Genomic DNA, 18251 nt, shown 5'->3' on the forward strand with positions numbered 1-18251 from the left:
TAGAGGTGTGAAATTGTTTTACGGTATTTTGAGGGATTTGGTGGAATCAACCACCACAGCCACACAGGCGGCTACAGCTGCGGCAGAAACCACAGAGGATGTCACAATATCCGTTGAAGAAATTGTGGAGCAGGTAACAAATGACCCGGCGACATTTTTTGACGGGGTTTTGCAATGGCTCAAATCCATTGCGGGAAATCTTGTTGGTGCGGCTCTGATAATTATTATCGGATTTTGGGTTTCCAAAAAGATAGTAAAAATAATAAAAAAGGGAATGTTAAAGGCGAAAAACGATTATACAGTTATAACCTTTATCGGTTCCGTGGTAAATATTATTTTAAAATTTATTATAATAATTTCTGCATTGGCGGTTTTGGGTGTTGATATAACCTCGATACTTACCGCATTCGGTGCGGCAATGGTTGCAATCGGCCTTGCCTTGCAGAACAGCCTTTCAAATATTGCCAGCGGAGTGCTTATTATTTTAAACAAGCCTTTTAAAGCTGGTGATATTCTGGAGTTTCAGGGAATGACTGGAACGGTTGTAAAAATCGACCTTTTCAACACACACATGAAAACCTATGACAACAGAGAGATTATAGTTCCTAACTCCATTATGACCGGCGACAGCGTTATAAACTGTACCTCACAGGATAAACGCCGTGTTGATTTAAAGTTTTCTATAAGCTATGACGACGACATATTGAAGGTTAAAGGCCTGCTTTATACACTTATTGCAAATTATGACTTGGTAATGAAAGACCCCGAGCCTGCTGTTTATGTGGGAAGTCATGCGGACAGCGCAATAATTATAGAGGTAAAACTATGGACTGACCCTGCAAATTACTGGAAAGTGTATTATTATATGATGGAAAATGTTAAGCTGCTCTTTGATAAAGAGGGTATAACCATACCTTTCCCTCAAGTGGTTGTTCACAACGCTGAAGAAGAAAAAGAAAAGAAAAACTGAGCAACCTGTAAGTGTAGGGATGTGTTTTCCTATGCTTACAGGTGTTTTGCAGAAAGGGGATTTTTATGTATCCTTCAATAGAACAGGTTTATAAGGAATTGGAAGAAGCGGGAAAAAGAAACCCCGGACAGTGGATTGACCATTCAATAAATGCCGGAAAAGCGGCAAGATTTATTGCGGAAAAGTGTCCCGAATTAAATCCGGATAAAGCCTTTGCTTTGGGAGCGCTTCATGATATAGGAAGACGTGAGGGCGTATTCTATATGAGGCATATAATTGAGGGATACAATTATACAACGGAAAAAGGCTGGGACGAGGTGGCAAGAGTTTGTCTTACCCATTCTTTCCCTTTGCAGGACATTGCTACAGATATACAAAAGGCGGATATAACCGGAGAGCAGTATTCTTTTATAGGTGATTACATAAAGAATGCAGAGTATGACGATTATGACAGACTGATAATTCTCTGCGACTGTCTTGCAAATTCAAAGGGTTTTTGTATTCTGGAAAGACGTATGGTTGATGTGGCAAGAAGATACGGAATTTTTGAACACACCCTTGATAGATGGAACAAGTATTTCGAGCTTTTGGAGTACTTCGGAAATAAAGCCGGATGCAGTATCTACAGCCTGCTTCCGGATATAGAAAAAACAACTTTTGCATGATTTGAGGTGTTTGTATGATTAAAAATATAGTTTTTGATTTTGGAAACGTAATAGGAAAATTTGACCCTGATTACATATGCGGTTTTTACTGTGATAAGGAAAATCTTGAAACTTTCAAGGACATAATTTTTGACAAATGGGCTGATTTGGACGCCGGATATATTAAATACGATGATTTTAAAAATGAAAAAATAGATAGACTTCCAGATAATCTGAAAGAGGCGGGAGAAAACTTTTTCAAGGACTGGTATACTCACATGCCATTGCTTGAGGAAACAAAGGAGCTTGTAAGGTATTTTAAAGCCAAGGGCATGAGGCTTTTCCTGCTTTCCAATGCGCCACAGTTTTTTGCAGACCACATCGACCACTTTAAAGAGGGTGTGGAAAGCCTTGAGGATATGGTATTTTCAGGCCCGTTGAAAATGGCAAAGCCTGATAAGGAGATTTATCTCTATGCAATGAAAAAGTTCAATACAAAGCCGGAGGAATGTCTGTTTCTTGACGACAAGGCGGAAAACGTCACCGCAGCAAGACTTATCGGTATGAACGCCCTTGTATATAAGGGGGAAGCACAGCCGGTAAAAGAATGGTACGCTGTGTTTGGCTGATAAAGTTTAAGAAACTACTCCTTTGAAATATTTCAAAAAAAGTATTGATTTTTGCATATCACTGTGTTATACTTAGCAGAGATGTAAAGGAAAAGGAGTGGGCAGCAAACCCGCTCCTTTGTATTTATTAAAATAAGGGAGTGATATTGAGGTGGCAGGAAAGAATAAAAAGAGTACTGTTGAAGTTGTTTACGAGCTTGCAAAGCCTATTGCCGATTCATTGGGCTTAAATATTTGGGATATAAGATTTCTCAAAGAGGGAGCAGGCTGGTACCTGAGAATTTTTATCGACAAGCCTGAGGGCGTAACCATCGAGGACTGCGAAAACATGTCAAGAGCTATAGACGAGCCTTTGGACAAAGCAGACCCTATTGACCAGAACTATTGCCTTGAGGTATGTTCACCGGGACTTGAAAGAGAGCTTATAAAAGAGGAACACTTCTTGCAGTTTATCGGAGCAGATGTTCAGGTTAAAATGATAAGACCTATTGAAGGTATAGGCAAGGAATTCGGCGGAGTTCTCACAGGCTATGACAAAGGCGAAGTGGAGATAACAGACCACGACGGTGAAAACAAAGTTCTTATCAATAAAAAAGACGCCGCATGGATTAAGCTTGACGACCTTGATTTTTAAATTCAAACACCTTTATATCATCGGTAAAATACAAATAGATTAACATATAATTTTCAGAAAGGATAGATTGGAAAAATGGCAGCCAGATCAACAAAATCCAAAAAGGACAATAATAACTCCAACGACGAGCTTTTTGAAGCCCTTGCTCTTCTTGAAAAAGAAAGAGGAATCCCCGTTGATTATATGATAAGCCAGATCAGCAAGGCAATCCTCATTGCCTGCAAAAACACATATGGCAGCAACGAAAATGTAGATATAGTTATGAACCCGGAGCAGAAGATTTTCTCCGTAAAGCTTAAAAAGAGAGTTGTAGATGAGGTTGAAAACCCTGCAGAGGAAATCACTCTCCCGGAGGCACTTCAGTACGATAAAAGAGCTTATGTTGGCGGAGAAATCACAATAAAGCTTGACCCTAAGGAGTTCGGCAGAATTGCTGTTCAGACCTCAAGAAGCGTTATCAGACAGGGTATCAGAGACGGCGAGAAGGGCCAGATGCTTTTGGAATTCCAGAGCAAGAAGCAGGAGCTTGTAACTGCTGTTGTTGAAAAGATTGATAACAAGACAGGCGCCGCAACAGTAAGAATCGGCAAAGCCGAAGCTGTTCTTCCAAAGAGCGAGCAGGTTGGCCAGGATAACCTCAAAGAGGGCGACCTGGTTAAGATTTATGTTCTTGACGTTAAGGAAACAGAAAAAGGACCTAAGGCATATATCTCAAGAACACATCCTGACTTTGTAAAGCGTCTCTTTGAGCAGGAAGTTCCTGAAATCTTCGACGGCATTGTTGAGATTAAGTCAGTTTCAAGAGAAGCAGGCTCAAGAACAAAGCTTGCAGTATGCAGCAAGGATAAGGAAATCGACGCAGTTGGCGCATGTATAGGTGCTAAGGGCTCAAGAGTTGCAACCATTGTTGAAGAACTCGGCGGAGAGAAAATCGACATTGTTGAGTACAGCGACGATATTGAAAAGTTTGTTGCAGCAGCATTGTCACCGGCAACAGCTATTTCAGTTGTTGTTACAGACCCTGTTGAGCACACATGTAAGGTAACTGTTCCGGACGGTCAGCTTTCACTGGCTATCGGCAATAAGGGACAGAACGCAAGACTTGCCGCAAAGCTTACAGGCTGGAAAATTGATATAAGACCTGAGAGCGGTTTCTACGGCGAAGAGGAAGAGCCTGTTGTAACTGCTAAGGCAGAAGAAACAGCAGAGCCTGCTAAGGAAGAGCCGGTTGCAGAAACACCTGTACAGCAGGAAACAGTGGAAGCACCTGCAAAGCCAAAAAGACAGATAAATAACGATATTGATATAGACGCCCTTGTTGACAACATCGTTGCAGATTTTGATTTTGGTGACGACGAGGAAGAGGAATAATTTTTAGTTTAAAGATTGACAATGCATTGTGAAAAGGAGGGTATAGAGTGCGAGTAAAAAAAGTGCCTATGAGAAAGTGCAACGGCTGCGGCGAGATGAAACCGAAAAAGGAGCTTGTCAGAGTCGTAAAAGCTCCGGACATCAAGGACGAGGAAGGCAATGTTATTTCTCCCGGTGAGATAAGCCTTGACCTTGTAGGCAAAAAGCCGGGAAGAGGAGCTTATGTGTGCAACAATATTGAATGCCTGAGGGCGGCAAGAAAAGCCAGAAGAATTGAAAGGGCTTTCAGCTGTCAGATACCTTCCCAGGTGTACGACGCAATGGAAGAGGAGATGAACCGACATGAACGATAAACTGCTTTCTATGCTGGGACTTTGCAGAAGAGCCGGCAAATTGATTGTAGGAAACGATATTGCCGAGGACTCAGTTATAAACGGCAAAGCAGTGCTTGTTATTGCCGCCGGCGACGCTTCACAGAACACCGTTAAAAAGCTGTTTTCTACGGCTCACATGTGCAATGTTAAAACACTTGTATTGAATAGAACAAAGGATGAGCTGGGTGTGGCAGTCGGAAAATACTGCGCAGTGGCAGCCATAGTGGATGCGGGGTTTGCAAAGAAAGTTGCAGAGCTTGCAAAGATAGAGTCAGAACAGGAGGATGCAAATGATAAAGTATAAGATACATCAGGTAGCAAAAGATTTGAATGTTCCAAGTAAGGATGTAATAGATGCGGTAGCAGAGTATTGTAAGGTGACAAAAAAGTCCATGACCGCATTGGAGGAAAGCGAGCTTAACGCTGTTTTCGAGCATTTTACACAGAAAAATCAGGTAGCAAATTTTGATGAGTATTTTGCATCAAACAAGGCTGAAGAGACTCAGTCTGAAGATAAAAAGGAAGCTCCTCAGAAAGAGGAAAATTCCCAGAAAAAGGACAACGACAGACAGCAGAAAAACCGCAGACGTCAGGAGTCCGATAAAAACAACGACAATAGAAACAATAAAAAGCAGAATAACAGAAACGATTTCAAAAAGCCTTTTGACCAGAACAAAAAGAACCAGCAGCAGACAAACAACCAGCCTGCACAGAAGAGCGAAGCTCAGCCGGAGCCTGTTGTTCAGACAGAGGGCGCAATAAAGAGCAAAAGAGGAAGCGGAAGAGTTATCGACACAAGAGCCGCAGTTGTTGACGTTGAGAGATACAACGAAAAGTACGACAGACTTGCTTCCGAGAAGATTAAGACAGACAACACTGTTTCAAAGCAGAAGATAACACAGCGCTCTCAGCAGAGAGGCAAGAAGAACAGCAGAAAGGAAACAGAGGCAGAGCGTCTTAAGAGAATTGCAAACGAGAGAAAGTCAAAGCCTATCACTGTACTTATTCCTGATGAGATTGTTGTTTCCGAGCTTGCTTCAAGACTTAAGGCTACAGTTGCCGAGGTTGTTAAAAAAGCTTTCCTTATGGGAACAATGGTTACAGCCAACGATACAATAGACTTTGATACAGCAAGCCTTATTGCTATGGAATTCCATGCAAAGGTTGAAAAAGAAGTTATTGTTACAATAGAAGAAAGAATTATCGACGACAGCGAGGACGACGACGAGAACCTGGTTGAGAGAGCTCCGGTTGTTGTTGTTATGGGTCACGTTGACCACGGTAAAACATCACTTTTGGACGCTATCAGACATGCAAATGTTACAGCTTCCGAGGCCGGCGGTATTACACAGCATATCGGTGCTTACAGAGTTAAGGTTCAGGGAAGAGATATTACATTCCTTGATACACCGGGACATGAGGCTTTCACAACTATGAGAGCAAGAGGTGCACAGGTTACAGATATAGCTATCCTTGTGGTTGCAGCTGACGACGGTATCATGCCTCAGACAGTTGAAGCTATCAATCACGCAAAGGCAGCAGGCGTTTCCGTTATTGTTGCAATCAACAAGATGGATAAGCCGGGCGCAAACCCGGAACAGGTTAAGCAGCAGCTTACAGAATATGAGCTTGTTCCTGAAGAGTGGGGCGGCGATACACCTTGTATTCCTATCTCTGCAAAGACAAAGCAGGGACTTGACGAGCTTTTGGAAATGGTATTGCTTGTTGCAGATATGAAGGAGCTTAAAGCAAATCCTGACCGTGCCGCAAAGGGTACAGTAATCGAAGCACGTCTTGACAAGGGCAGAGGTACAATCGCAACAGTTCTTGTTCAGAATGGTACACTTAGAGTTGGAGATACTATAGTTGCAGGCACATCCGTAGGACGTGTAAGAGCTATGACCAACGACAAGGGCGAAAAGGTAAAGGAAGCAGGCCCATCTATTCCTGTTGAGATTACAGGTCTTGACGATGTTCCATCCGGCGGCGATATCTTTAACGCTGTTTCCGACGAGCGTCTTGCAAGAGAGCTTGTAGAGCAGAGAAAGACTGCCCGTAAGGAAGAGATGTTCAATTCACAGACAAAGGTTACACTTGATAACCTCTTTGACCAGATGAAGCTTGGCGAGGTTAAGGAGCTTAAAATCATCGTTAAGGCTGACGTTCAGGGTTCTGTAGAGGCTGTTAAGCAGTCACTTATGAAGCTTTCAAACGACGAGGTTAGAGTAAACGTAATCCACGGCGGCGTTGGCGCTATCAACGAGTCCGACGTTATGCTTGCAAACGCTTCAAATGCTATTATTGTAGGCTTTAATGTTCGTCCTGACCCTGTTGCAAACGAAAATGCCGAGCGTGACGGTGTTGACATGCGTCTGTACAGAGTTATTTACGACTGCATCGAAGAGATTGAAGCCGCTATGAAGGGTATGCTCGCTCCTAAGACCAGAGAGGTTATTTTGGGTACAGCAGAATGCCGTAACGTAATCAAGGTTAAGAATGTTGGATTTATCGCAGGTAGCTATGTTAAGAGCGGTAAGGTTCAGAGAAATGCCGAGGTTAGAGTTGTTCGTGACGGTATTATCATTGCCGACGACAAGATTGCTTCACTCCAGAGATTCAAGGACGCTGTTAAGGAAGTTTCCGAGGGCTACGAATGTGGTATCGGACTTGAAAGATTTAACGACCTTAAAGAGGGAGATATCTTCGAGGTTTACACAATAGAAGAATACAGAGAAGACTGATAAATATAAGGAAAAGACGCCCGCTTTTTTAACGGGCGTCTTAGTAATACAGCGAGGTTTAAAATGGCAAATCATAAACTTGGAAGAACTACAGAGGATATTAAAAGAGAACTTACGGATATACTGCGCCATGTAAAAGACCCGAGAGTCAGCGATGCCTTTATCTCAATTATCCGTGTAGAGGTTACAAACGACCTTTCCTACTGCAATGTATATATAAGCGCAATGGAGGGACTTGAAAGGGCAAAGCTGGCTTTAAAGGGACTTAAATCCGCTTCAGGATTTATAAGACGTGAGCTTGGAAACAGACTTAAGCTCAGACATGTGCCGGAGCTTATTTTCCACGCAACAGATTCAATAGAGTACAGCGCAAATATTTCAAGAATACTCAACAGCCTTGACATAAAAGGGGATGAGGAAGAAGATGAGCAAGACAATAACCCTTGATGAAGCCGCAAAACTGCTGCTTTCATGGAATAATATTGAAATTTTAACACATCAAAGCCCTGACGGAGATACTCTTGGAAGCGGCTACGCCCTTGCCTGCGCCTTGAAAGCAAAAGGCAAAAACGTAAGGGTGATTACCTGTGAAGAAATCGTGGGAAACTTCGCCTTTTTAAAAGACGGTTTGAAAACAGATGAAGATTTTGTCTGTGAGAAAGTGGTAAGCGTTGACGTGGCAACACCGTCTCTTTTGGGTGTAAACAGAGAAAAATATGAAAATATAATAGACTTGTGCCTTGACCACCATGTCACAAACGACATGGAAGCCACATACAAGTATGTGGACAGCGAAAGTGCGGCGGCAGGAGAAATAGTTTTAAAGCTTATAGACGCTTTGGGTGTTGAGATAGACAAGCATATTGCAAACTGTCTTTACACTGCAATAGCCACAGATACCGGCTGTTTTAAATATTCAAACACAACCGGAGATACTCTTCGTGCAGCGGCAAGACTGCTGGATTTAGGCTGCGACAGCCAGATGATTAACTATACATTTTTTGAGCTTACCACAAGAAAAAGGGTTGAGCTGGAAAAATATATCTATGACACCATGGAGTTCTGCTGTGGCGGAAAGTGTGCTGTTATTTATATCACCTGTGATATTGTAAATAAATTACAGCTTACAGATGACGATATGGGCGGCATTGAGAGTATTCCCAGAAGAATTGAGGGAGTCCGTCTTGGCTTGACCATAAAGGAAAAGGCTGAAAATCTCTGCAAAATTTCCGCAAGAACCAACGGTGACGTAAGCGCAAACGAATTTTGCAAAAACTTCGGCGGCGGCGGTCATGCTGCTGCGGCAGGATGCGCCATAAATGAAAATATCCAAAAGGTCAGAGAGATGATTATTTCAAAGGCAGAAGAGGTGCTCAATGAAGGAAACTGCTGAGTTAAACGGTGTTATAGTGGTAAATAAACCCATGGACTACACATCCTTTGATGTAATCGCTGTAATGCGTGGACTTTTGGGACAGAGAAAAATAGGTCACTGCGGCACCTTAGACCCAAACGCCACAGGAGTGCTTCCACTGCTTTTGGGAAATGCAACAAAGGCTCAGGATATTGTGCCAAACCACGACAAGGAGTATGTGGCAGGATTTAAACTGGGGATGACCTCGGATACACTGGATATCTGGGGGAAAATCCTTACAGAGAATAAATCTCAAGTGTCCAAAGCTGAGGCTGAGGAAGCCTTGAAAAAATTTGTGGGAGAAATTGAACAGATTCCCCCCATGTATTCTGCGGTTCAGATTGACGGAAAAAGGCTCTATGATTTGGCAAGAGAGGGCAAAGAGGTTGAAAGACAAAGCCGAAAGGTTACGGTCTATAACGCCGAGCTTTTGAGCTTTGACGATGAGAGCCAAAGCGGAACCATAAGGGTTAAATGTTCAAAAGGCACTTATATACGCACAATAATCGACGACTTTGGAAAAAAGCTTGGCTGTGGTGCAGTTATGAACTCATTGCAGAGGGTTTCCGCCTGCGGCTACAATATTGAGGACGCAGTGGATTTTCTCAAGGCGAGGGAAGAGGAAAACAGGGAAAAGCTTCTGACCCATGTAATGCCTGTTGAAAGTCTTTTCACGGTCTATGGATACGTTGCTGTTTCAGAGCCTCAGGCAAAGAGATTTTCAAACGGCGGCGAGCTGGATATAAACAGAACCTTTTTAGGGAAAAAAGGCTGTGAAGACGGCGAAATTTATCGTATCAAGACGAAGGACGGGGTTTTCTTAGGACTTGGAAAAGTGAATAAAGAAAAGAATGTTATTAAATTCTATAAAAAGTTTAGCTGACAAACTTTTACTTAGGAGGAATTTGGTATGAGTCTTAGAATAATTCAGGGAGATATTACAAAGCTCAACGTAGACGCCATTGTAAACGCCGCAAAATCAAGCCTTATGGGCGGAGGCGGAGTAGACGGCTGTATCCACCGTGCCGCCGGAAAGGGACTTTTGGAGGAATGTTCAAAGCTGGGCGGCTGTCCTACCGGAGAGTCAAAAACCACAGGAGCATATAACCTGCCATGCAAGTATGTAATACATACGGTTGGCCCTGTCTGGAACGGCGGAGATTGGGGAGAGCAAAGGCTTTTGGAGTCCTGCTATAACTGCTCTTTGATTGAAGCCTTGAGACACTCATGCAAAACAGTTGCTTTTCCGCTGATTTCGGCAGGAGCTTACGGCTATCCGAAAGAAGAGGCTTTAAAAGTTGCCGTGGACTCAATCGTGACTTTCCAAAGCTATGACAAGCTTCAGATTTTGCTGGTTCTTTTCGATATTGATACATATAAATTAGCAGTTGACATGTTCCCACAGTATATTTAATTTTTTATATTGAATCAAAACACCCCCGCAGGTTTCTGAGATGTTCTTAGCGGAGATTTGAGGGCTATATGTACCCGAAAGGCATTTTACCTTTCGGGTACTGCTTTTCAGGCGGTTTTAGTTGTAGGGCGTGCGAGGACTTCTATGGCGGGCATACCGTTCTGCTCCGGCAGTTGGAACGCATAGTGGATGATGATTGGGTTTCCACAAGTGCGGGAATACTTTTCCGGTTTCTCATATACTTCAATTCTGCGGACAAATACCCGCAGCAGTTCGGGTGTCAGCTTGGGCATCTCAATATACTCTTTTGCCTTGACCACAAATTCCTGTATGCATTTCTCCCGCATATCTATTTCGCCAATGTGTTCGGTAATAGTTGTTAGCTCCTGTCGCAGCTCTGCCTGCTCCTGTTCGTATCCACCAGCCATCACATCGTAACGCTCCGGTGTCAGCCGACCGCATACCCTGTCCTCATATAGGCACCGAATAATGTTGTCTAACTCTTTGATTCGCTTTTCAATCTGTATCTTTTCACGCTCCACGGTTTTGTAGAATTTTTTTGCTTCTGCTTCGCCGTTCTGTGTTGCCATCGCATAAAATCCTTCTGGATGTTCTCTTGCAAAGGCGGTTACCGTTTTCAAATTGTGCAGGATGATTTGGTCAAGCACATTCTCTCGGATATAGTGTGCGGTACAGTCGCTGGTTCTCCTTTGGAAACCTCCGCATTGGAAATTGTTGTTTTCCGGTTTGATGGTTTTCCCTCGGTGCAGATACAAACGGCTTCCGCATTCCCCACAGAAAAGGTATCCAGCATACTTGTCTATTTCGCCCTGCTTGTCCGGGCGCTTTCTTCCTGCAAAATGCTTTTGTACCAACTCAAAAGTCTTGCGGTCTATGATGGCTTCGTGGGTATTTTCAAATATGAGAATATTTTCGGGATCGTTCTTCAGTCTTTTCTTCAGCTTGTTGGACTTGGAATAGGTTTTGAAGTTTACGGTGTCACCGACATATTCCTGATTTGCTAACATCTTTCGTACCGTTGTCTGCGCCCAATGGTATGGTCTTGTCAGATCAGGATTACCGGATTTGCTGCCGGTTGTTTTGAAAGCATACACGCTTGTTGATACAATCTGCTCTCTGGAAAGCCGGTCACAGATTTTTACGATTCCAATACCGCTTGCATACATCTCAAAGATACGTTTTACGATCGGCGCAGTTTCTGGATTAGGAACATACTGCTTGGGATTATCGGGGTTTTTCATATATCCATACGGAATGGTTGTCCCGACCCGTTCTCCGCGTTCACCCTTCGCTCTCTGTACCGCTCTGATCTTTCGGCTGGTATCTCTGGCATAAAAATCGTTGAAGTAATTTTTGATGCCGGAAAAATCGCTGACGCCGTTTGCACTGTCTACGCCGTCATTGACTGCGATAAACCTTATATCATACTGCGGAAAGGTAATTTCCATCAGCATTCCTGTCTGCAGATAGTCTCGGCCAAGACGGGATTGGTCTTTCACGATCACGATTCCGACCCTGCCGCATTCCACATCGTTCATCATTCTCTTGAAACTCGGACGGTTAAAATCGGCTCCTGAAAATCCGTCATCTACATAAAACTGAATGTTTGGAAAGCGATGTTCTTCAGCGTACTTTTTCAGCATCAGCCTTTGGTTTTCAATGGATAGCGATTCGCCAAGCCGTTCGTCTTCTTGAGAGAGCCTGCAATAGAGCGCTGTTATTAAATTTCTGTTTGTACAATCGGTTGATTTCATTTTCACTTTTCCTTTCCGAGCGAAGCTTCGCTCTATCAAACCGAATAGGATACATCACCAACATATCACTACTCCGGTCAAAAGTCCAGCGAGAATACCACTAACTTTTTTGACCGTTTATCAGATATTCAAATTTGCTTTTGACATGTCCCGCAGCCGTTCCGACAGGGAAGCAAGCCATAACGGGATAATGCTTTCCGTCAACAGTTATCACATAGCCGAGACCAATGTGCTGTTGTTCATTGGATTCCGATCTCAGCTTAAGAATTTTCTCACGCCTTTTTCGCAGTAATTCAAAATCTATACTTTTATCTTTCATAAAATTCCTTTCTGCCTTTCGGCTGTCAAATTTAAAGCGACTGTGTGTCTTTTCGTTTGAACAAATCATCCAGTCTGACCTTGCCCCTTGTTTTCCTGACATTCCGAATCGCTTTTTTCCGCATTTCTTCAATTTCGCTCGGAGTAAAATCCAAAGTTTCCGAGAACATCCGCATGATGAGTTCCATTTCCACAGCGTAGCGAAACATACTTTTTGCGATTTGCAAGGTCTGTGCTTCGCTCATCTGTGCGATAGCCTTTGACAGCTTTTCGCTGATGACCGTATCGTTTTCACCGAGCAATCTATCTGCGACTAAATTATCCACGGCAGAGGAAACAAAATCATTGCGGGAACGGTAGCCGTATTTTTTAACCGCACTGTCCATTCTTTCTACCTCTTCTTTGTCCAAGTACAGACTGATTCTCTGCTTGTTCTCTGAATCCATATTTGCTCCTTTCCCGGTGCTGCACCAAAGTACAGCACCGTATTTTACTGCCCAAAACGCCTTTGTTTCGGGCTTTTCCCATTTCAGCAGCCGTGTTTTTGACGCCAAAGTTCAAAACAGGTGTACCTGCAACCCCGAATTTCATTGAAGGTGAAAACTTCCGGGAAACGCCGTAGCCACGCCATTCTTCGGTCGGCATTGCCGTCCGATGTGAACCGCAGCGGGGCGTTTACAACCCCGCTGCTTTCTCCTGCAATCTTTTCGACCCTGAAAATTTGCTGCTGCAACCCCGTATTATTTGCCCAACGATTCTGCACACTTCCTGCTGATTGTTTGAGCCGCTTTATTCGCACCGCAAACCGCCTGCAATCGTTTTTATTCTGTTCGGTCGGGTGTATAGTGGTCTGCTCTTTGGCTCGCCCAAAATCGCGCGGCAGGGGGCAAATCTTTTGCAGTGACGATTGTGACGATATTTTGGGGAGCAGGGACTATGACGATTCTGCCATCCCGGTAAATCAAGCTGTAGCAAGGGGTTGCGGTCTTTGTGACGGTTCTTTCCCGCACACCGTTTCAACCGTCATATCGTCATTACCGTCATAGACGATCCGCAGCTCCCTGCGCTTGCCTGTCCGGCTGCAGGTGAATTCCACGCCCATATTTTTCAGTTCTTTTTCATACCGGTTCAGCTTTCGTGTGAGGACATTTCCGTTGATCCCGCCGCCCAGTTTTTCGGACAGCTCGCCTGCCGTTCCGCAGAATTCTTTTTCTGCCGTCAGATAATTCATCAGCAGGGGGAAGAACGCTTCGCTCTTTAAGGAATTGACAACCGGCGTATCGCTCAAAATAAATATCCATTCGTTTGTTTCTTCATCTCTGCGGATATTCAGAATCTGTTCCTCCACATCCCGTCCTTTGATATACAGCCTGGCGTCCCTGTCACCGGCATTTTCCCGCTTGAGAACATAACTTCCATCCGCCGCACCCAGCAGTCCGGTCGAGCCGGTCACCATATTGTGCGGGTCGCTGTCGAACTGTTTGCGCAGATGCTGTACCACCACAACGGCAATACGGTATTTGTCCGCGAGAGACTTTAACAATCCGATGTCTTTGTAGTCGGCTGCGTACAAATTGGACTCTCCGCTGTTTTCCCGAACCTTCTGCAGGGTATCGATGATGACGAGATTCGTGTCGGGATGCTCTGTGATAAATCCTTCGATCTGCCCGCACAGTCCGTCCGATAAAGATTTGGACAGCGTTGCGAAGTGGAGGTTATCCGGCGCGTCCTCCGTCAGATCCATCAGCCGCTGCTGGATACGGTTGAGGCTGTCCTCTAAACACAGCGACAGCACCGTTCCTCTTTCTGTCTGCAGATTCCAGAACGGCTTGCCCTGCGCTACCCGCAGGGAGAGCAGAAGCAGTAGCCACGATTTTCCGGTCTTGGCGGCTCCGGCTAAGATATGAAGCCCCTGCGGCAGCAGGCCGTCTACCACAAACCGAATCTGCGGCAGCTGCATATCCAGCAGGGTTTGTCCGTCTACGGTTTTGATTTTTTCTTTTTTCATGCTCTTTTCCTTTCCTGAGTTTTGGTTTTTATTTGACTCCGGTTGCAGAACAATCATATGCGCATCAGCCCCTTTCAAAGTTTTTTGGTCAAAACAAAAAGCCGTTACATACGCAAACGAATACAGCGGGAGGAGTCCCTCTCGCTTGGCATTCGCCTATGTATGTAACGGCTTCAGCAAAACTAAACCGTGGGTGCAGACCGGAAAATGACTGCGAAAAATCAATAAAAATAAATATGTGTTTTGGCGGTTATTCAATTGTGCGGATTCAGACAACATCTACATTTACATAAAGTATACCACAAAGAACAAATGTTTGTCAAGACCTTTGCATATTTCTTTTCTAATATGGGCAAACTATTTGGTTTGACATAAAAAAGCTGACTGCGTGTTTACACTCGGTCAGCTTTGTTTTATTGTATTCTGCATAAGCAAAATCCCTAATAAACCTACCGTTTCTTTTTTAGTAGTATAGCTTACGGCATATTTTGTAGGAAGTTCTGTGTCAATACTTCGGCAGAATCAACCGTTTTTCAACCACCTCAGCCACTAGCTGCAAAGTATTCTGGTAACCCGTTTTCTGCAAGATATTCTTGATGTGGTACTTGACTGTATTCGGTGTAATACCAAGATACTCCGCGATCTCCTCGTATTTTCTGCCCTGAACAAGCTCCCGGATAATATCAAACTCCCGACGGGTAAACTCGGCGCTGTTGCTGTACCCGATTCGGATCTTCGGTGTGTCCTCGGGGTAAACAATTTCGCCGTTCATTACCCGATCACAAACCTCCATCAGGGCATTGCGGCCATATTCCTTATACCAAAAACCATTACATCCACATGCTTTTGCCTTTTGAATAAAGGAATGTTCTGGCATGGATGTCATGATGATGATTTTGATTTTGGGATTGTACTGCTTGATTTTTGCCGCAGCTTTCAGGCCTGATTCTTCGTCAGCCGTACAGACATCCATCAGGATCAAATCGACACACCCGCGCAGACAGGCAATTTCTGCATTCGCTGCGTTTTCTATGGAGGCGTACAGAATATATTTTTCTGATTTGGCGATCTGGCTTTCAATGGCATCCCGGGTAATCCTGGAATCTTCTACTATTAAAACCTGTATCATTTCCGTCCTCCTTTCTGGGCTTCGTCTAAATCAAGTGGAATATTTACAATAAGCGATACGCTGTTGCCGCAGAGAACTTTTAGAGAGGCTCCTTCTTGTTCTAATCGTTGCCGCAATGCACTAAGGCCATTGCCTTCCGTAATTTTCGAAACAGTAACACCGCCGTTGTCGGATATCTCTATATGATAACTTTTCTCATCTTGCTCGATTTTTACCGTCAATTCCGTAGCGTCCGCATGGCGTACCGCATTGGTGAGTGCCTCGCGGACGGCGGCATACAAAAGCTGTAATGCCTTGCGACTTTTTGGCTGTTCGCCAAGGAATACAACCTTACAACCAATCAGCTCCGCCACCTGCATCAGTTCAGACTGCAGGGAAGAATCAGGAACCGTCCACACAGTAGGAATATTGGAAAAATCACGAATGGTGCTGTTCCAGCTTTCCCGCAGTACATCGGCGTTCTCGGCCAGACTGTCTTCTGTAATCGCCTTAGTGGTAGCCAGCAAACAGTGCCCCAACTCATCATGGATATGCATTTTGGCAGCGAGAATCTCTTTATTCAAATTGACTTCTACAATGCTGTCCAGCAAGGTTTTCTGCCGCTTTTGCATCTCTTGCAGCCGGATGGTGTTCTCATACAGTTCTTCGCTGAGCCGGTAGAGTTCTGTAATTTCCGCCACTTCAATCTGAACGGTATCGGAATCAAGAAACCTCAGTTCAAAACGCCAGACCGAGCTGTCGGAGAAGCGGAAGAACAACTGTTGGTGGGGATTTCTATTTCCATTGTCCGGCTCTTTCGGCAGCCAGGATTGGGTCAGCTTTTCCGCCTTGCCGTTATTGGCAAAGGTTTTGAGTTCCTCCCACGCCACCTTTGCGTTCAGGATCGTGTGTCCGGTCAGTTCCAGTATTAGCTTGTTCATCTTCTCATTGACGAGAATGACCCGGCCATCCAGCGCAGAAAAACAAATTCCGCCGGGATAAGAATCGATTGCCTTTTTGATCATTTTCGCCGATGGTTTCTTTTTCATCACTGCGCCACCTCTCCTTCTTTCAAAAGCAGAAGCCGATAGCCTGCCGGAATCTTTTCTGTCTGGAACCGATAACCGTCTTCTAAAGAATGAGGAGCAAGCCCGTGATCTGTGCCGGTAATCTCAAAGCAAACCGTGTCGCTGATTCGGATTTCCATAGAAGTCAGGCAAAAATCCGCCTCCTCTAAAATCTCTTCCAAGGCTTTCATAATAAAAAGAATCAGCTCCGGTTCTAAATTCGACGTGGGGCAAAAATCCAAGCTTGTCCGGATTCCAAGCTTCTTCATACATTTCGCCACATCCTGCAAGCTGATGGCTAAGTCTCCCATCGGGATCGTCTTCTGCTCCTGATAAGTGAGCTGCAGGTTGCAGAATCGTTTGATATAAGTGCCGATGAGGCAGATGCGGTTCCAGTCATCCGTCGAAAGGGATTCCTTCGATAAAAGCGTTGTCAGCGAAGCAAGCTGCCCGGCCACCTCCGTGGATAGGCTGTCATAAATATCATTGCGTGCCTGAACACTTGCCTCGTCTGATTGAATGCGAATTTCCTGTGCCAGCAGATCCTGTTCTTCTTCCAGTTCCGCATTCAGCCTCTGAAGCTCCCGAAAAGCATGGTTGATCTGCGAAAGATCGGTCTGCCAGATCATGCATCCGCCCGGGATTTGGTGCAGATGCATGATAACATCTTCCGTAACAGAAAAATGCTGATTCTGCTTCAGAGCTTCCAGCATAGCAGGCGTGATTTCCGCCGCATTTTCCGATACTGCAATCCGCTCGCCATCCGATGAAAGAATCTGCATCGCCACCGTAGATCGCCGGAACACATCCTCGTACTGCGTGTTTACCGGAATCAGTCCGACCAGGATATAAAGCTCCCAGCAAAGCACAAGAATGAAAATCAGCCCCGCCGAATATTCCACAAGCTCAAACCGCACTACATAGGCCGTCGCGGCATAAGGAATACTGAACAGGAACAGTAAAATCGGTTCATAGAAGGGAATCAGCTTCCGGTAAAGAGGATCCGACTTTGTCGTGCCATTTCGCTGGTAGATCACATGTACCTGATGCGCAATCATCCACAATCCCCACAGATAGATGATATAGGTGCCGATATATGGGTGAAAATACAAATTCGGCTGGGGTTCCTCCGGCACAATGTAATACAGAAAATGATGCCACTCGTTGGTCAGCGCCATCACACTCAAAAAACAAGCCGGTATCAGGAGCAGATACCACTTTTTACTGATCCGGTAATCCTCCGGCCTGCCGAGATAGAATGCGCCGTAAAGACCGAACAGCGGGATAAAGACAGCCGCTATATTGATAAAGTATCCGGTAAAGCGCATCCACGGAATATTGACATAGAGGAAAGCATCCTGAACAAAGCGAACCGTTAAATACAGGATACTGATGATATTTTGCGCAGTCAGATGGGTGCGCATGGTTTTTTGTGTGATTTTCGTACTGATCGTATATTGCCAGCCGAAAAGCAGCAGCATATAGACCGCCCAGACAAGATATGGCCGCAGAGAATCCTCCGGCCAATGTTGCATACTAAGCTGCCGGTATGCGGAGACTGCAAGCAACAGCGCCGCTGCCGCAAAAAGCCGGATAACGGATTTTTTACGCTCGTCCATCGGATTCCCCCTTAGAAAAGATGATTCTAACCGGTCTGTACAGTTAGATAACGATAAGAATATTATAGCATGAAAGATCAAATATGCCCCACACAAAAAGGTAGTATCCATCGTGTTTTTAAATTTTTCACGAAAACTACCTGATTGTGTGGGGCGCTTTTTTAT

Annotated in this window: 20 protein-coding genes; 12 read left to right on the top strand and 8 right to left on the bottom strand. The window is 44.6% G+C overall.

All coding sequences use genetic code 11. The features are described 5' to 3' along the window. The first annotated feature begins 13 nt into the window (after nt 1-13). From CGICJO_RS07970 to CGICJO_RS08025, 12 genes are all read left to right on the top strand, one after another. Nucleotides 14-970, top strand: coding sequence for a mechanosensitive ion channel family protein (locus tag CGICJO_RS07970; RefSeq protein ID WP_486498482.1), 957 nt, complete (start codon nt 14-16; stop codon nt 968-970). A 65-nt stretch (nt 971-1035) separates the two neighbouring features. Next, a complete protein-coding gene (locus CGICJO_RS07975; RefSeq protein WP_486498483.1) occupies nt 1036-1635 on the top strand; it encodes an HD domain-containing protein in 600 nt (199 codons plus the stop codon). Between the two features lie 14 nt (nt 1636-1649). Further along, nucleotides 1650-2243, top strand: a complete 594-nt coding sequence (locus tag CGICJO_RS07980; RefSeq protein ID WP_486498484.1) for an HAD family hydrolase — start codon at nt 1650-1652, stop codon at nt 2241-2243. A 151-nt stretch (nt 2244-2394) separates the two neighbouring features. Then, nucleotides 2395-2877: a ribosome maturation factor RimP gene (gene rimP / locus CGICJO_RS07985; RefSeq protein ID WP_486498485.1), complete on the top strand. Its 483-nt coding sequence runs from the start codon at nt 2395-2397 to the stop codon at nt 2875-2877. Nucleotides 2878-2952: 75 nt separating this feature from the next. After that, entirely contained in the window at nt 2953-4248 is a 1296-nt protein-coding gene (gene nusA, locus CGICJO_RS07990; RefSeq protein ID WP_087376246.1) for a transcription termination factor NusA, read from the top strand. A gap of 47 nt (nt 4249-4295) precedes the next feature. Next, nucleotides 4296-4601 carry an RNase P modulator RnpM gene (gene rnpM / locus CGICJO_RS07995; protein WP_275532164.1) on the top strand — a complete coding sequence of 102 codons (306 nt, stop codon included), beginning with the start codon at nt 4296-4298 and terminating at the stop codon, nt 4599-4601. Beyond that, complete coding sequence (locus CGICJO_RS08000) at nt 4591-4926, top strand: L7Ae/L30e/S12e/Gadd45 family ribosomal protein (protein WP_087376247.1); 336 nt, start codon at nt 4591-4593, stop codon at nt 4924-4926. The genes rnpM and CGICJO_RS08000 overlap by 11 nt, the downstream gene beginning before the upstream one ends. Next, the gene (gene infB / locus CGICJO_RS08005) at nt 4913-7363 is read left to right on the top strand and encodes a translation initiation factor IF-2 (RefSeq protein WP_087376248.1); all 2451 of its coding nucleotides are present in this window, start codon (nt 4913-4915) and stop codon (nt 7361-7363) included. Before CGICJO_RS08000 ends, infB begins: the two co-directional genes overlap by 14 nt. A gap of 63 nt (nt 7364-7426) precedes the next feature. Further along, nucleotides 7427-7810, top strand: coding sequence for a 30S ribosome-binding factor RbfA (gene rbfA / locus CGICJO_RS08010; RefSeq protein ID WP_087376249.1), 384 nt, complete (start codon nt 7427-7429; stop codon nt 7808-7810). Next, on the top strand, nt 7788-8756 hold the full coding sequence (locus tag CGICJO_RS08015; protein ID WP_486498486.1) for a DHH family phosphoesterase: 969 nt from the start codon (nt 7788-7790) through the stop codon (nt 8754-8756). The genes rbfA and CGICJO_RS08015 overlap by 23 nt, the downstream gene beginning before the upstream one ends. Further along, on the top strand, nt 8740-9660 hold the full coding sequence (gene truB, locus CGICJO_RS08020) for a tRNA pseudouridine(55) synthase TruB (RefSeq protein ID WP_486498487.1): 921 nt from the start codon (nt 8740-8742) through the stop codon (nt 9658-9660). The genes CGICJO_RS08015 and truB overlap by 17 nt, the downstream gene beginning before the upstream one ends. 27 nt (nt 9661-9687) lie before the next feature. Continuing rightward, nucleotides 9688-10191, top strand: a complete 504-nt coding sequence (locus CGICJO_RS08025) for a macro domain-containing protein (RefSeq protein ID WP_486498488.1) — start codon at nt 9688-9690, stop codon at nt 10189-10191. A 107-nt stretch (nt 10192-10298) separates the two neighbouring features. Here the strand turns inward: CGICJO_RS08025 and CGICJO_RS08030 are convergent, their stop codons facing one another. The 8 genes from CGICJO_RS08030 to CGICJO_RS08065 all read right to left on the bottom strand — a co-directional run bounded on the left by CGICJO_RS08030 (nt 10299) and on the right by CGICJO_RS08065 (nt 18086). Beyond that, nucleotides 10299-11966 carry a recombinase family protein gene (locus tag CGICJO_RS08030; protein ID WP_486498489.1) on the bottom strand — a complete coding sequence of 556 codons (1668 nt, stop codon included), beginning with the start codon at nt 11964-11966 and terminating at the stop codon, nt 10299-10301. A 100-nt stretch (nt 11967-12066) separates the two neighbouring features. Continuing rightward, entirely contained in the window at nt 12067-12285 is a 219-nt protein-coding gene (locus CGICJO_RS08035) for a hypothetical protein (RefSeq protein WP_486498490.1), read from the bottom strand. A 31-nt stretch (nt 12286-12316) separates the two neighbouring features. Continuing rightward, a complete protein-coding gene (locus tag CGICJO_RS08040; RefSeq protein ID WP_486498491.1) occupies nt 12317-12670 on the bottom strand; it encodes a hypothetical protein in 354 nt (117 codons plus the stop codon). Further along, complete coding sequence (locus CGICJO_RS08045; protein ID WP_486498492.1) at nt 12654-12929, bottom strand: hypothetical protein; 276 nt, start codon at nt 12927-12929, stop codon at nt 12654-12656. The genes CGICJO_RS08040 and CGICJO_RS08045 overlap by 17 nt, the downstream gene beginning before the upstream one ends. A 316-nt stretch (nt 12930-13245) precedes the next feature. Then, nucleotides 13246-14349, bottom strand: coding sequence for an AAA family ATPase (locus CGICJO_RS08050; protein ID WP_486498493.1), 1104 nt, complete (start codon nt 14347-14349; stop codon nt 13246-13248). A gap of 448 nt (nt 14350-14797) precedes the next feature. Next, entirely contained in the window at nt 14798-15421 is a 624-nt protein-coding gene (locus tag CGICJO_RS08055) for a response regulator transcription factor (protein WP_486498494.1), read from the bottom strand. Further along, nucleotides 15418-16449 carry a sensor histidine kinase gene (locus CGICJO_RS08060; protein WP_486498495.1) on the bottom strand — a complete coding sequence of 344 codons (1032 nt, stop codon included), beginning with the start codon at nt 16447-16449 and terminating at the stop codon, nt 15418-15420. Before CGICJO_RS08060 ends, CGICJO_RS08055 begins: the two co-directional genes overlap by 4 nt. After that, nucleotides 16449-18086: a hypothetical protein gene (locus CGICJO_RS08065; RefSeq protein WP_486498496.1), complete on the bottom strand. Its 1638-nt coding sequence runs from the start codon at nt 18084-18086 to the stop codon at nt 16449-16451. The genes CGICJO_RS08060 and CGICJO_RS08065 overlap by 1 nt, the downstream gene beginning before the upstream one ends. Nucleotides 18087-18251 lie beyond the last annotated feature (165 nt).

Source organism: Candidatus Limousia pullorum, assembly GCF_057405065.1.